The organism is Caulobacter sp. FV1ye6ST, assembly GCF_058681225.1.
The window spans coordinates 4083058-4096880 of the sequence record NZ_CM178733.1 but is presented as its reverse complement, the minus strand read 5'-3'; the positions used below and the strand labels follow the sequence as shown (position 1 = coordinate 4096880).

Annotated in this window: 14 protein-coding genes and 1 pseudogene; 12 read left to right on the top strand and 3 right to left on the bottom strand. The window is 68.6% G+C overall.

Annotated features, from left to right (window positions below):
• The first annotated feature begins 25 nt into the window (after window positions 1-25).
• From prmC to ACW175_RS19435, 9 genes and pseudogenes are all read left to right on the top strand, one after another.
• The gene (gene prmC, locus ACW175_RS19475) at window positions 26-895 is read left to right on the top strand and encodes a peptide chain release factor N(5)-glutamine methyltransferase (RefSeq protein ID WP_492101622.1); all 870 of its coding nucleotides are present in this window, start codon (window positions 26-28) and stop codon (window positions 893-895) included.
• 37 nt (window positions 896-932) lie between these two features.
• A pseudogene (locus ACW175_RS19470) lies at window positions 933-1143 on the top strand (hypothetical protein).
• Entirely contained in the window at window positions 1140-2312 is a 1173-nt protein-coding gene (locus ACW175_RS19465) for a DUF4167 domain-containing protein (protein WP_492101621.1), read from the top strand. The pseudogene ACW175_RS19470 and the gene ACW175_RS19465 overlap by 4 nt, the downstream one beginning before the upstream one ends.
• A 229-nt stretch (window positions 2313-2541) precedes the next feature.
• Window positions 2542-3591 carry a sensor histidine kinase gene (locus ACW175_RS19460; RefSeq protein ID WP_492101620.1) on the top strand — a complete coding sequence of 350 codons (1050 nt, stop codon included), beginning with the start codon at window positions 2542-2544 and terminating at the stop codon, window positions 3589-3591.
• Window positions 3592-3601: 10 nt separating this feature from the next.
• On the top strand, window positions 3602-3943 hold the full coding sequence (locus tag ACW175_RS19455; RefSeq protein WP_492105006.1) for a response regulator: 342 nt from the start codon (window positions 3602-3604) through the stop codon (window positions 3941-3943).
• A 75-nt stretch (window positions 3944-4018) separates the two neighbouring features.
• Window positions 4019-4594: a hypothetical protein gene (locus tag ACW175_RS19450; protein ID WP_492101619.1), complete on the top strand. Its 576-nt coding sequence runs from the start codon at window positions 4019-4021 to the stop codon at window positions 4592-4594.
• 78 nt (window positions 4595-4672) lie between these two features.
• Window positions 4673-5437: a M48 family metallopeptidase gene (locus tag ACW175_RS19445; RefSeq protein WP_492105005.1), complete on the top strand. Its 765-nt coding sequence runs from the start codon at window positions 4673-4675 to the stop codon at window positions 5435-5437.
• A 97-nt stretch (window positions 5438-5534) separates the two neighbouring features.
• Window positions 5535-8114 carry an ATP-dependent chaperone ClpB gene (gene clpB / locus ACW175_RS19440; RefSeq protein ID WP_492101618.1) on the top strand — a complete coding sequence of 860 codons (2580 nt, stop codon included), beginning with the start codon at window positions 5535-5537 and terminating at the stop codon, window positions 8112-8114.
• A 65-nt stretch (window positions 8115-8179) separates the two neighbouring features.
• A complete protein-coding gene (locus ACW175_RS19435) occupies window positions 8180-8512 on the top strand; it encodes a hypothetical protein (protein WP_099580774.1) in 333 nt (110 codons plus the stop codon).
• Window positions 8513-8519: 7 nt separating this feature from the next.
• Here the strand turns inward: ACW175_RS19435 and ACW175_RS19430 are convergent, their stop codons facing one another.
• Window positions 8520-9110 (bottom strand): TetR/AcrR family transcriptional regulator, encoded by a 591-nt coding sequence (locus ACW175_RS19430; protein WP_492101617.1) that lies wholly within the window; start codon window positions 9108-9110, stop codon window positions 8520-8522.
• A gap of 95 nt (window positions 9111-9205) precedes the next feature.
• Here ACW175_RS19430 and ACW175_RS19425 point away from each other — a divergent pair, with 95 nt between their 5' ends.
• Window positions 9206-10174, top strand: a complete 969-nt coding sequence (locus ACW175_RS19425; protein ID WP_492101616.1) for an SDR family NAD(P)-dependent oxidoreductase — start codon at window positions 9206-9208, stop codon at window positions 10172-10174.
• Here ACW175_RS19425 and bla read toward each other — a convergent pair.
• Complete coding sequence (bla, locus tag ACW175_RS19420) at window positions 10171-11073, bottom strand: class A beta-lactamase (RefSeq protein ID WP_492101615.1); 903 nt, start codon at window positions 11071-11073, stop codon at window positions 10171-10173. The two genes, ACW175_RS19425 and bla, sit on opposite strands and share 4 nt — an antisense overlap.
• 110 nt (window positions 11074-11183) lie before the next feature.
• Here bla and ACW175_RS19415 point away from each other — a divergent pair, with 110 nt between their 5' ends.
• Together ACW175_RS19415 and ACW175_RS19410 are read left to right on the top strand one after the other, a co-directional pair.
• The gene (locus ACW175_RS19415) at window positions 11184-12053 is read left to right on the top strand and encodes a LysR family transcriptional regulator (protein ID WP_492101614.1); all 870 of its coding nucleotides are present in this window, start codon (window positions 11184-11186) and stop codon (window positions 12051-12053) included.
• A 199-nt stretch (window positions 12054-12252) separates the two neighbouring features.
• On the top strand, window positions 12253-12822 hold the full coding sequence (locus tag ACW175_RS19410; RefSeq protein ID WP_492101613.1) for an OmpA family protein: 570 nt from the start codon (window positions 12253-12255) through the stop codon (window positions 12820-12822).
• 106 nt (window positions 12823-12928) lie between these two features.
• Here ACW175_RS19410 and ACW175_RS19405 read toward each other — a convergent pair whose 3' ends face one another.
• A complete protein-coding gene (locus ACW175_RS19405) occupies window positions 12929-13729 on the bottom strand; it encodes an SDR family NAD(P)-dependent oxidoreductase (RefSeq protein WP_492101612.1) in 801 nt (266 codons plus the stop codon).
• Window positions 13730-13823 lie beyond the last annotated feature (94 nt).

The following is a 13823-nucleotide window of genomic DNA, read 5'->3' as shown; positions in this document are numbered from 1 at the left end:
CCCTCCAAAGCGCTAAATCCCCCTCATGACCCTGACTCTCGTCAAAGCCTGGACCGCCGCCAAGGATCGTCTGAAGGACGCAGGCATCGATCAGCCGTCGATCGACGCGCGCCTGATGCTGGAGGTGGCCGCCAATGTCACCCGCACCGAGATCGTCACCGATCCCTACCGGGAACTGACGCCCGAGCAGCAGGCGACCCTGGAAGAGTATCTGTCCCGCCGCGCCCGCCGCGAGCCGGTCAGCCACATCATCGGTCGCAAGGGCTTCTGGAAGATCCTGCTGCAGGTCAACAAGAACGTCCTGACCCCGCGTCCCGAGACCGAGGTCATCGTCGACGAGGTGCTGAAGGCCTTCCCCGAGCAGATGGGCTTTTCGATGCTGGATCTGGGCGTCGGCTCGGGCACCATCCTGCTGGCGGTGCTGGCCGAGCGGCCGGCGGCCAAGGGCCTGGGGATCGACGCGTCCGCCGAGGCCCTGGCCGTGGCCAAGGACAACGCCGCCAGCCTGGACCTCAACACCCGCGCGGCCTTCATGCACGGTGACTGGACGGCCGGCCTGGGCGACGCGGGTTTCGACCTCGTCGTCTCCAACCCGCCCTACATCCCGTCGGCGGTGATAGACACCCTGGAGCCGGAGGTTCGCGACCACGAACCGCGCCTGGCCCTGGATGGAGGGGCCGACGGCCTGGACGCCTATCGCCTGCTGGCGCCGGAGATTCTGCGCGTGCTGAAGCCCGCCGGAATGTTCGCCGTCGAGATCGGCCACGACCAGTCCAAGGACGTCGAAGCGCTGTTCCGCGCGGCCGGCGCGCAAGAGGTCAGAACGGTCAAAGATCTGTCGACGCACGACCGCGTTGTCACGGGGGTGAAAAATCCCTTGGAAACCGGGGCGTGAACCGTTAGACGAGTCTTGTCTCCTTCCAGATCGCCAGGTGACGGGAAAAGCAGGCATCCTTGATGCTCGCGAGGCTCCCCTGGCAGGCGCGCCCGGTCCGCCGGTCGCCGCGCCCAAAGAGCAGGGCGGGGGCTCTACGGAAACCAGTGTCTCTGAAACTCACTAGGGTTACACCCGCTCAGAGACCAGCAAGGCCGGACGCGTCCAGCGCAAGACTGACCTCCGGACAGGTTCAGAAGAGACCATGAGAGATTTCAAAGGCATGAAGCGCCAGCGCGGCCGCAACAATCGCGGTGGCAGCGGCGGCAAGCCTCAACAGCACAACGCCAACCGCGCTTTCGATTCGAACGGGCCCGAAGGGGTCAAGGTTCGCGGCGCGGCCCAGAGCGTCTACGAAAAGTACCAGCAGCTGGCCCGCGACGCGACGTCGTCCGGCGACCGGGTGCTGGCCGAGAACTATCTGCAGCACGCCGAGCACTATTTCCGCGTCCTGCGCGCGATCCAGCCGAATCGTCCGGTGTCCGACATCGTCGGCAAGGACGTCTACGCCGCCTACGAGATCGACTTCGAGGCCGAGCCGCCGGAAGAGCCGGAGGTCGCCGAGACCCCCGCTCAGCCGGAAGGTCAGGGCGAAGGCGGCGAGGGCGGTGAAGGCGGCGAGCAACGCCGCGACCGCTTCGAGAACCGTGATCGCGACCGCAACCGCGATCGTGACCGCAACTTCGACAACAACCGCAATCGCGACGATCGTCCCCGCGACAACAATCAGGGCGAAGGCCGCCGGGACCGCTGGCGCGACCGCGACGACCGCGACCGCAACCGTGATGACCGCCCGCGTGATGATCGCCCCCGTGACGACCGCCAACGTGACGACCGGCCGCGTGATGACCGTCCTCGCGACGATCGCCCGCGCGATGACCGTCCTCGCGATGACCGTCCCCGGGAAGACCGCTTCCGCGACCGTGACGATCGTCCGCGTGAGGAACGTCCGATCGCCGCCGAGGGCGACGTCCAGCCGCAGGCCCAAGACGCGCGTGATGGGGGCGAGGGCCGCGAAGGCCGCCGTCGTGGCCGCGACCGCAACCGCGATCGTGACTGGCAGCCGCGCGGCGAACGCGATCCGCTGGCCGTGATCGAGCCGGAAGCCTCGCCGCTTCCGACCTCCATCGCGCCCGCCAGCGAAAGCTCGCCGGTGCTGAGGGGCCAGGACGGCGCTGTCAGCGAGGCCCCGGCCTTCCTCGGTCGCAAGACGTCCCGCGCCGCCGCTGTCGCCGCCGAACCGGCCGCTACGGCCGCCGAGGCTCCGGCTCCGGCGGCCGACGGCGAAGAGGTCAAGAAGCCCCGCCGCCGCCGCGCCCCGCGCAGCTTCGAAGCCGGCGAAGGCGCTCCGACCAGCTCGGAGCCGGAAGAGGCCTGATCCGCCGCTTCACCGCTGAAAACGTCAAGGGAGCCGCGAAAGCGGCTCCCTTTTCGTTGTGATGACCGCTGTCGGGCGCGCAGGGAGGCCGCCAGGGCAGGATCGGAACGTGTGCGGACGATGGGCTGCGACAAGTCGTCAGGGGCGCAAAGTCCACGGATCAGACTAGAATCTCTGGCGAGGCCGCGAGTTCGACAATAAGCTTGACCTCTGCAGGGCGGAGCCAGACATGGCGGGAGCGGGCAAGGCTACCTCGCGCGGACAGAAGGCGGCCAAGGCCGCCGCCGTCGACGCGCGGTACAGGGCCATCGTGGATACGGCGGTCGACGCGATCGTCGTCATCGACGAACGGGGACAGATCGAGGCCTTCAACCCCGCCGCCGAGCGTCTGTTCGGCTATACGGCCGCCGAGATGTTCGGCCGCAACGTCCGGATCCTGATGCCGGAACCCTATCACGGCGAGCACGACGGCTATCTGGCGCGGTATCGCGAGACGGGCGAGCGGCGGATCATCGGCAGCGGCCGTGAGGTCAGCGGCCTGCGCGGCGACGGCACGACCTTTCCGCTGGAGCTGTCGATCGCCGAGTGGAGCGACGGCGACAAGCGCTTCTTCACCGGCGTCATGCGCGACGTCACCGACCGCCGGCGCGCCGAAGAGCTGCAGCGCCTTATGATCAACGAGCTGAACCACCGGGTGAAGAACACTCTGGCCACGGTGCAGTCGGTGGCGGGTCAGACGCTGCGAAACGCCGTGGACCTGGGCGACGCGCGCGAGGCCCTGACCACCCGGCTGCTGGCGCTGGCGCGCGGCCACGACATCCTGACCCGGGAAAGCTGGGACGGGGCCGAACTGGCCGATATCGTCGCCTCGGTGGTCGCCGCCCACGGCGAGACGGAACGCTTTTCCGTGGAGGGGCCGCCCGTCCGGTTGGCGCCCAAGGCGACCCTGGCGCTTTCGATGGCCCTGCACGAGCTGATGACCAACGCGGCCAAGTACGGCTCGCTCTCGAACGAAGACGGCCAGGTGCGACTGGTCTGGCGACGAAGCAAGGCGGACGCGGGTGAGCGGCTGCGCATGACGTGGGAAGAAATCCATGGGCCACCCGTTTCGACTCCGACGCGCCAAGGCTTCGGTACACGTCTCATCACCGGCGGCCTGGCGCGTGAACTCGGGGGCGAGGTCCGCCTCGACTATCCGCCGAACGGCGTCATTTGCGAGATCGACGCCGAGCTCGGCCAGACCGGCCAGTCAAACCGCTTCATCCACGGAGCGGCCTGATCCTCTGCGGATCCTGATCGTCGAGGACGAGCTGTTCGTGGCCATGCTGGTCGAGGATCTGCTGACCGACCTGGGCCACGGCGTCGTGGGGCCGGTGTCCTCGGCGCGCGAGGCGCTGCTGGCGGCCGAACACGAAACGTTCGACTTCGCGCTGCTGGACGTGAACCTGGGTGACGGCGAAACCTCGTTCGGCGCGGCCGAGATCCTGCGGCGGCGCGGCGTGCCGTTCGCCTTCGTGACCGGCTATGGCGTGCAGGGTGTCCGCCCCGATCTGCGCGACGCGCCCGTGCTGACCAAGCCCATCGACCCCCGCCACCTGGCCCGGGTGATCGAGCGGCTGGGAGGCCGCTAAAGGCCGCGCTTACGCCCGACTTCCGCCATCGACCTCCGCGCTAGTGTCGCGACCGGGGGTTTAGAGGGGGCGGCCGTGCGGCGACGACGGTGGGGTGTCGTGCTGGGCTCGGTGGCGTTCCACGCGCTGCTGGTCGCGCTGTTCATGCTCGACCTGGCGCGAGGACCCGTCGCGGCGCCGGAGCCGCCGGCCATGACCCTCTTCCTGGAGCGCGCCCCGCTCCCGGCGAGGCCCCAGCCCTCGTCGCGAGGCGGATCTGGGACTCCGCGCGCGGCGGCGACGCCCGAACCCGCGCCCGCCGCGCCGATCGCCGTTTCCGCCGGTTCCGCTTCGCCGTCGTCCTCTGAAGGCGCGGCCGTCGGCGAGACGCCGGCGCCCGAGCTGCGCGGCTTGGGCGGCTGCCGGCTGGCGACGCTGGACCGCCTGCCGGCCGACGCGCGGGCCCGCTGCCAGGAGCGGCTGGCCCAGGCGATGGACGGGGGGCGGGCGACGCGCCCCAATCTGGACCCGACCGGCCGCTTCGCCCGCGACGCCAGGCCCTATCTGACCCGACCGCCCGAGAACGGCTGCAAGCCGGTCGGAAGCATCAAGCCGGGCCTGATGGGCTCGACCGACGCCACCCTTGGCCTCGGCTGCGCGAAGTCGTTCTAAGCTTGACCGGTTGCGCCGTCGTCGCCCGCCGGAGATAAGGTTCGCGCCGACTTCGAAACACGGTTCGCCGCGCCCATGATCGCCCTTCGTCGCCTGACCCTGCCGCTCCTGATGGCCGCCGCCTGCGCGGTGTCGGGCTGCGCCTACAATGCCGACCTCGGCCGCGACCAGCTGCTGATCGTCAATGACGACAACCTCGCCGCCGACGGCGAGAAGGCCTGGGCCGATACGCTGCGCACCACCTACATCTCCAAGGAGCCGCGCAAGAACGCCCGCGTCCAGGCCGTGGGCCAGCGGGTGATCGCCGCCGCCGGCCTGGCGGGCCGACCTTGGGACTACGCGGTGTTTCTGGACGAGGCCCCGAACGCCTTCGTGCTGCCGGGCGGCCATGTCGGGGTGACGGTCGGCCTGCTGTCCATGGCCCAGAACGACGACCAGCTGGCCGCCGTGATCGGCCACGAGGCCGGCCACGTCGTCGCCCACCACGCCGCCGAGCGAGTGTCGCAGGAGCGGACCTCGAAGATCCTGCTGGGCATCGCCGGCGCGGCGGCTGGGGGCACCGACTTCGGCAAGCTGCTCAAGGACCACGGCAACGACGCGGCCAAGTACGGTCTGCTGCTGCCGTTCTCGCGCAAGCAGGAGCTGGAGGCCGACCGCCTGGGCGTCGATTTCATGCAGCGCGCCGGCTACCAGCCGCGCGAGGCGGTGGTGCTGTGGCGCAACATGCAGGCCCAGGACGCGGCCTCGGGCCAGGCGTCGGGTGGCGAATTAAGCTCGACCCACCCGTCGGACGCCGTACGAATTGCCGAGCTGGAACGTTATCTCGCCAGCAAGGGGTGGTAGGTCTTGTGTGGCTGATGGGCCACACCTAAATGCCCCATCGGAGCGCGTTGTGCTTAGTCAAGGCAGCGCGCCCCGATCCGCCTAGGAAGGGGACATCATGAACATCGATCTCTACTCGGACCGCGCCAAGCAGGCCGTCCAATCGGCCCAGAGCCTGGCCCTCGCGCGAGGCCACCAGCAGTTCGCGCCCGAACACATTCTCAAGGTCCTGCTCGAGGAGAAGGACGGCCTAAGCCGCGCCCTGATCCAGAGCGCCGGGGGCCGTCCCGACCAGCTGGACGCTGGCGTCGAGACGCTGCTGGCCAAGACCCCGCGCGTCGACGGCGCCGGCGGCCAGCTCTACATGAAGCCCGACACCGCCCGCGTCTTCGCCGAGGCCGAGAAGGGCGCCAAGACGGCGGGCGACGCCTTCGTCACCACCGAGCGCCTGCTGATCGCCATCGCCAAGGAAGGCGCGGACGCGGCCAAGCTGTTCAAGGAGGCCGGCGTCTCGGCCCAGGCCCTGGAAACCGCCGCCAACGCCATCCGCAAGGGCCGCACCGCCGACAGCGCCAATGCCGAGGAGGGCTATGAGGCCCTCAAGCGCTACGCCCGCGACCTGACCGCCGCCGCGCGCGACGGCAAGCTCGACCCCGTGATCGGCCGCGACGAGGAGATCCGCCGAACCATCCAGGTCCTGTCGCGCCGCACCAAGAACAACCCCGTCCTGATCGGCGAGCCCGGCGTCGGCAAGACCGCCATCGTCGAGGGCCTGGCCCTGCGCATCGTCAATGGCGACGTGCCCGAGAGCCTGAAGGACAAGAAGCTGCTGTCGCTGGACATGGGCAGCCTGATCGCCGGCGCGAAATATCGCGGCGAGTTCGAAGAGCGCCTGAAGGCCGTGCTGGCCGAGACCACGGCGGCCGAGGGCTCGATCATCCTGTTCATCGACGAGATGCACACCCTGGTCGGCGCGGGCAAGGGTGACGGGGCGATGGACGCCTCCAACCTGCTCAAGCCCGCCCTGGCGCGTGGCGAGCTGCACTGCGTCGGCGCCACCACGCTGGACGAGTACCGCAAGCACGTCGAGAAGGACGCGGCCCTGGCCCGTCGCTTCCAGCCGGTGTTTGTCGGCGAGCCCACGGTCGAGGACACCATCTCGATCCTGCGGGGCCTGAAGGAAAAGTACGAGGTCCACCACGGGGTGCGCATCAGCGACAGCGCCATCGTGGCCGCGGCCATGCTCAGCAACCGCTACATCGCCGACCGCTTCCTGCCGGACAAGGCGATCGACCTGATGGACGAGGCCTCCAGCCGCGTCCGCATGGCGATCGACTCCAAGCCCGAAGAGCTCGACGAGATCGACCGCCGCCTGGTGCAGCTGAAGATCGAGCGCGAAGCCCTCTCGAAGGAAACCGACGCGGCGTCCAAGCACCGCCTGGAGAACCTGGAGGTCGAGATCGACGACCTGCAGTTCCGCAGCGACGAGATGACCGCCAAGTGGAAGGCCGAGAAGGACAAGGCTGGCGGCGCTGCCCAGGCCCGTGAAGCCCTCGACCGCCTGCGCGCCGACCTCGCCAACGCCCAGCGCGCCGGCGACTTCGCCCGCGCCGGCCAGATCCAGTACGGCGAGATCCCGGCCCTGGAGCGCCGCCTGGCCGAGGCCGAGCAGGGCGATACCCAAGCGCTGACGCCGGAAGTGGTCGACGCCGAGCAAATCGCCGCCGTGGTCAGCCGCTGGACTGGGGTGCCGGTCGAGAAGATGCTGGAAGGCGAGCGCGAGAAGCTGCTGAAGATGGAGGACGAATTGCGCGGTCGCGTGGTCGGCCAGGACGAGGCGCTGGCCGCCGTGTCCGACGCCGTCCGCCGCGCGCGGGCCGGTCTGCACGACCCGACCAAGCCGATCGGCTCGTTCCTGTTCCTGGGCCCGACGGGCGTTGGCAAGACCGAGCTGACCAAGAGCCTGGCCGAGTTCCTGTTCGCCGACGAGCATGCCATCACCCGGATGGACATGTCCGAGTACATGGAAAAGCATTCGGTCAGCCGCCTGATCGGCGCGCCTCCCGGCTATGTCGGCTATGACGAGGGCGGGGCGCTGACGGAAGCCGTTCGCAGGCGTCCGTACCAGGTGGTGCTGTTCGACGAGATCGAGAAGGCCCACCCCGACGTCTTCAACGTGCTGCTGCAGGTGCTGGACGATGGTCGCCTGACCGACGGCCAGGGCCGCACGGTCGACTTCCGCAACACGCTGATCATCATGACCAGCAACCTCGGCGCCGAATTCCTGGCCAACCAGGAAGAAGGCGAAGACGTCGAGGCGGTGCGGCCGATGGTGATGAACATGGTGCGCGGCCACTTCCGCCCCGAGTTCCTCAACCGGATCGATGAGATCATCTTGTTCAAGCGCCTGTCGCGCGCGCATATGGGCGATATCGTCACGATCCAGCTGAAGCGGGTGGAGAAGCTGTTGGCCGACCGTCGCATGGCCCTGGCCATCGACGCGGAGGCCCTGAACTGGATCGCCGACAAGGGCTACGACCCGGTCTACGGCGCGCGTCCCTTGAAGCGCGTCATCCAGAAGGAACTGATCGACCCGATCGCCCGCAAGCTGCTGGCTGGCGAGATCGAGGACGGCGGCGTCATCGCCGTCGGGGTCCAGGATGGCCAGCTGTCGTTCGGCAAGGCGACGTTGCAATGACAGAGAAGGGCCGCTCCGGAAGGGGCGGCCCTTTTTCTTGAGGCCACATCGGGTTATTCCCCCGCATGGCCAAAACCACCAAGCTCACCGTCGAGTTCGACATCGAGGTCGATGGAGACCCCTATGTCTGGCGTCTGCACCGCCTGCCGCAGTGGAACTACGACCCCTCGGAGCGGCACGGCAAGGTGCTGGCCGTCCGTCACAAGGAAGGCCAGCGCGAGGCGCTGATCGAGTTTCCGCCCGGCCCCAAGCCGAAGTTCAGCGCCCCGCCGCTGAAGCCTTCTCAGGTTCCTGAGCGCACCGTGGCCAAGGCCATCGCCTCGGCCATCGAAGCCGGCTGGGAGCCGCTGTCGCGCGGCAAGCCGGTGGTGATCTATGTGGATGAGGAAGGGGCTTAGGCTCCTTCTACGTCGCCCGCAGTCCAGCCATCATCACGCTCAACAGGCGTCGCGCGCCGACGTCCCAGCCGGGTTGTTCGTAGCCGAGGCTGAGGCCGCTCATCATGCGCAGGATGTCCTCGAAGTCGATGTCCGCGCGGATGTCGCCGGCCGCCTGAGCCCCCTCGGTGAGGCGCTTCAGGGTCGGCAGGATGGTCGCGCCGGCGCTGGCATAGAGGCGTGAGCCCTCGCCTGGATCGGCGCGCAGGACCGGGGCCACCACGCGCTTGGTGGCCATGTAGTCGATCAGCAGATCCAGCCAAGCCTCCAGCGCATCTCCCCCCGGCCGCCGCGCCAGCAGGTCGTCGGCCGCGCTGGCCAATTGCTCCAGCTCCCGGGAATAGACCGCCGCCACCAGCGCCTCGCGGGTGGGGAAGTGGCGGTAGAGCGTGCCGATGCCCACGCCGGCCCGCCGCGCGATATCCTCCAGCGGCGCCTCCGCCCCCGTTTCACCAAAAGCCGTCTTGGCCGCCGCGAGCAGCAGGTCGCGGTTGCGCAGGCTGTCGGCGCGGGGCTTGCGGGCGGCCTTGGCCATCGGGATCACGGAATCTTCGGACATTGGACTTGAAAAACGGAGGATGCCTCCGAATATTTATCCGGAGCCTTCCTCCATTTAATCCTCCGGATCGGCTCGTACAACAAGGATCGAGAGTCATGAGCAATCCATTCGGCGCCAAATCCACCACCGACGACGTCCTTTCCGGCGTCGACCTCAAGGGCAAGCGCGTGTTGGTCACCGGCGTATCGGCCGGCCTGGGCGTCGAGACCGCCCGCGCCCTGGCCGCCCACGGCGCCGATGTGATCGGCGCGGCGCGCGACCTGGCCAAGGCCGAGCGCGCGACCGCCGTCGTTCGCGAGGCGGCGGCCAAGAGCGGCGGCTCGCTGCGACTGATCGAACTGGATCTGGCCAGCCTGGCCAGCGTCCGCGCCGCCGCCGACGCCCTGGTGGCCGACGGCCGCCCGCTGGACCTGATCATCGCCAACGCCGGCGTCATGGCCACGCCGCTGGGCAAGACCGCTGACGGCTTCGAGACCCAATTCGGGACCAACCACCTGGGCCACTTCGTGTTCGTCAACCGCATCGCCAACCTGCTGAAGGCCGGCTCGCGGGTAGTGTCGCTGGCCTCCGCGGGTCACCGCTTCTCGGACGTCAATCTCGAGGATCCGAACTTCGAGACGACCGAGTACACCCCGTTCGGCGCCTATGGCCGCTCCAAGACCGCCAACATCCTGTTCGCCGTCGAGTTCGACCGCCGCCACAAGGCTCGCGGCGTGCGCGCCGTGGCCGTACATCCGGGCGGCATCCAGACCGAGTTGTCTCGTCACCTGGACCCGTCCTTTATCCAGGGCATGATCGATCAACTGAACGCCGAGGCCCAGGCCAAGGGCCTCGACGCCTTCGAATTGAAGACCATCCCGCAGGGCGCGGCGACCAGCGTCTGGGCCGGCGTCGTGGCCCCGATCGACGCGGTCGGCGGCCTGTACTGCGAGGACTGCCACCTGGCCCAGCCGGTCGAGGACGCCTCGGAGCTTCGCAGTGGCGTTCGCGGCTACGCCCTCGACCCGGCCAGAGCCCAGGCCCTGTGGGCGCTGAGCGAGAAACTGGTCGGCGAGACATTCTAGACGCCGAACCCCGCGCTCACGACGGCCCGCGCCACATCCGCCAGCACCGCGCTGCGGACGTCGTCATCGGCCGAGCCCTGGTCGTGGAACGCCGCGATGAACAGCGGCTTGCGGCTCGGGGACCAGATCACGGCGATGTCGTTGGTCTGGTCCTGGCCGTTGTTGCCGGTCTTGTCGCCGACGGTCCAGCCGCGCGGCAGGCCGGCCCGCAGGCGCTTGCCGCCGGTGCGGTTGGCCACGACCCAGGCGGTCAGTTGCCTGCGGGAGGCCGCCGACAGGGTGTCGGTGGTCAGCAGGGTCTTCCAGGTCTCGGCGATGGCCGCCGGCGTGGTGGTGTCGCGCGGGTCGTCGGGCGCGCCGGTGTTGAGCTCGGGCTCGCGGCGGTCGCAGCGGGTGGTCTGGTCGCCCAGCGCCCGCAGGAAGCGGGTGATGTCCGTGGGCGCGCCCAGCGCGTCCAGCAGCAGGTTGGCGGCGGCGTTGTCGCTGTAGGTGATGGTCGCCGCGCAGAGTTCGCCGATGGTCATGCCCCGGCCGATGTGCTTCTCGACCACTGGCGAATTGCCCATCAGCACCTCGCGGCCATAGGTCACCCGGCGGTCGAGGCGCTCGCGGCCCTGGTCGACGCGGCGCAGGATCGCGGCGGCCAACGGCATCTTGAAGGTGCTGCACATGCGGAAGCGTTCGTCGCCGCGCCAGGCGAAGCGGCGGCCGTCGTGGGTGTCCAGCACCGCCACGCCCAGGCGGCCGCCGCTGGCCTGCTCCAATTCGTTAATACGTGAGCTAAGGGCGGAAGGCTGCGGGCTGACGAAGGCGGCGGCGTTCGAGCGGTTTGGGGAAAACGCGGGCATGACAACGGGCGCGGCCGCCAGGGCCGTTAGCAAATCGCGGCGATGAAGCATTTGGGGGTCTCCTTGCCCGCCAAACCTGCCCAAGGCTGGCGTTCCTCGCAAACGACGATACCTTGGCGGAGACCCTAGATGAATTTGGGTTTCTTGAGTTTCAGGTCCCCATGAGCCGCGCCCAACTGCCGCTGAACGCCCTGCGCGCCTTCGAGGCGTCAGCCCGGCACCTATCGTTCACCCGCGCCGCGATCGAGCTGTGCGTGACCCAGGCCGCCGTCAGCCATCAGGTGAAAGGCCTGGAAGCTCGGCTGGGCGCGGCGCTGTTTCGCCGCCTGCCGCGCGGTCTGGCCCTGACCGACGAGGGGCTGGCCCTGCTGCCCAGCGTGCGGGACTCGTTCGACAAGCTGGGCGACGTGCTGGCGCGGTTCGAGGGCGGGCGGGTGCTGGAGGTGCTCAGCGTCGGGGTCGTGGGCACGTTCGCGGTCGGCTGGCTGCTGCCGCGTCTGCCGGCCTTCCGCGAGGCCCATCCGTTCGTGGACCTGAGGATCTTCACCAACAACAACCGCACCGACCTGGCGGGGGAGGGACTGGACTGCGCGGTGCGCTTCGGCGACGGGGCCTGGCATGGCACCGAGGCCGCGCCGCTATTCGAGGCGCCGATGAGCCCGCTTTGCTCGCCGGCCGTGGCCGAGCGGCTCTCGGACCCCACTGATCTGTTCGGCGAGACCCTGCTGCGCAGCTACCGCGCCGCCGACTGGCCGGACTGGTTCGCCGCCGCGGGCCTGTCGCCGCCGCCGATCAGAGGACCGGTGTTCGACAGTTCCTGGGTGATGGTCGAGGCGGCGCTTCAGGGCGTCGGAGTCGCCCTGGCGCCGCCGATGATGTTCGAGCGCCACTTGCAGGAGGGCCGCCTGATCCGGCCGTTCGAGACTCAGGTCGGCGCCGGCCGCTATTGGCTGACCTGGCTGAAATCCAAGGCGCCGACTCCGGCCCTGCGGGCCTTCGAGGCATGGCTTTCCGGGCTTGGCGAAAACTAAAAATCTTCGGAACCAAACTCCGGAAGCGGCGCTTGCGCGGGGTATAAAAGACCATGAAATAAGCTTGAGTATAAAGGGTCTTACTTGACCTAGGAGCGCCGGAATCGCGCCCATCTTTGGTCAAGTTCTGCTGTCCGATTTGTCACCGCGAGCGTTGCAGGACGTCTCGCGACCCCATTCTACGGACGAGACCCAAACAATGATAGCAAGCACAAAGACCATGATGGTCGCCGCCGCCCTGGTCATGGGCGGCCTGTCGGTCAGCGGCTGCGCGACCAAGAAGTTCGTCAACCAGCAGGTCGGCCAGGTCGAGACGCGGGTCAGCGCTCACGACACCCAGATCGGCGAACTGGACAAGACCTCCAAGGAGGCGCTGGATCGCGCCATCGCGGCCGGCAAGCTGGCCGAGGGCAAGTTCCAGTACGCCCTGGTGCTCAGCGACGACTCCGTGAAGTTCCCGGTCAACGCCGCGAACCTCTCGCCGGAAGCCGAGCAGCGCCTGTCGGAATTCACCGAGAAGCTGAAGGCCGACAACAAGAACGTCTACCTGGAGATCCAGGGCCACACCGACAATTCGGGCTCCAAGGAATACAACGACGAGCTCGGCGAGAAGCGCGCGGAAACCGTGCGCAAGTTCCTCAGCTTGCACGGCGTCGCGCTGAACCGCATGGCGACGATCTCGTACGGCCAGGACGCCCCGGTCGCCCCCAACGAAACGCGAGAGGGCAGGGCCCAGAACCGCCGCGTCGTGGTGATGGTGCTCAGCTAGTTTCGAGTTCCGGATTGACTTTCCTGGGCGGCATCAACCCAGCAAAGCCAATCCGGGCGGACTCGCCGGCGCGGGAGTGAGCGCCGCGCCGGCGAGCTTTCCGATCTCAGGCCATCTTGAGGCGAGCCGCCGGCTCGCGACGCGACAGGTTCGGATAGAGCTTGGCCTTGGCGGCCAGGGCGCCGTCCCAGTCGGCGGCGTCCGGCAGGGACGGGATCGTCACCAGCTCGCCTTGGTCGAAGCCCGCCAGGGCCGCGTCGACCATGTCGTCGACGTCCATGATCGTGTCCGGATCCATCGCGTCGATGTCGGAGCCCGACCGTTCCCAGATCTCCGTACGCGTGGCGCCGGGCAGCACCGCCTGCAGACGCACGGCGGAATGGGCGAACTGCACGCGCAGGCCCTGGGTCAGATAGGTGACGAAGGCCTTGGTCGCGCCATAGACCGGCATGCCCAGTTCAGGGATCAGCCCCACCACCGAGGCCAGGTTGACGATCGCGCCCGTATCGCGCGGCACGAAGTTGCGCGCCGCCGCCGCCGCCAGGCGGGTCACAGCGGTGACGTTCAGCTGGATCATCTTCTCGAACGCGTCGGGATCGGTGGCCACGAAGTCGTTGGCGCCCGCCACGCCGGCGTTGTTGACCAGCGCCGTGATGGCCGTGTCGGTCGCCAGGCGCTGCTCGATCTTCAAAAGGTCGGCCTTGTCTGTCAGGTCGGCCTTGATGACCTCGACCTTGACGCCGGTCTGGCCGCGCAGGCGCTCGGCCAGGGCGTTCAGGCGGGCCTCGTCGCGGGCGACCAGGATCAGGTCGTAGCCGCGCTTGGCCAGGCGGTCGGCATAGACCGCGCCGATGCCCGTGGAAGCGCCGGTGATCAGGGCCGAGCCTTTGCTGGCGTTGTCGCTCATGGTGTGGTTCCTCAAATCGTTGGCCGAGGCCCCAGCGGTCCGGCATGTCCTCTAGCTATGGAGTAACTTGCTTTTCGCAAGTGACTAACCAAAT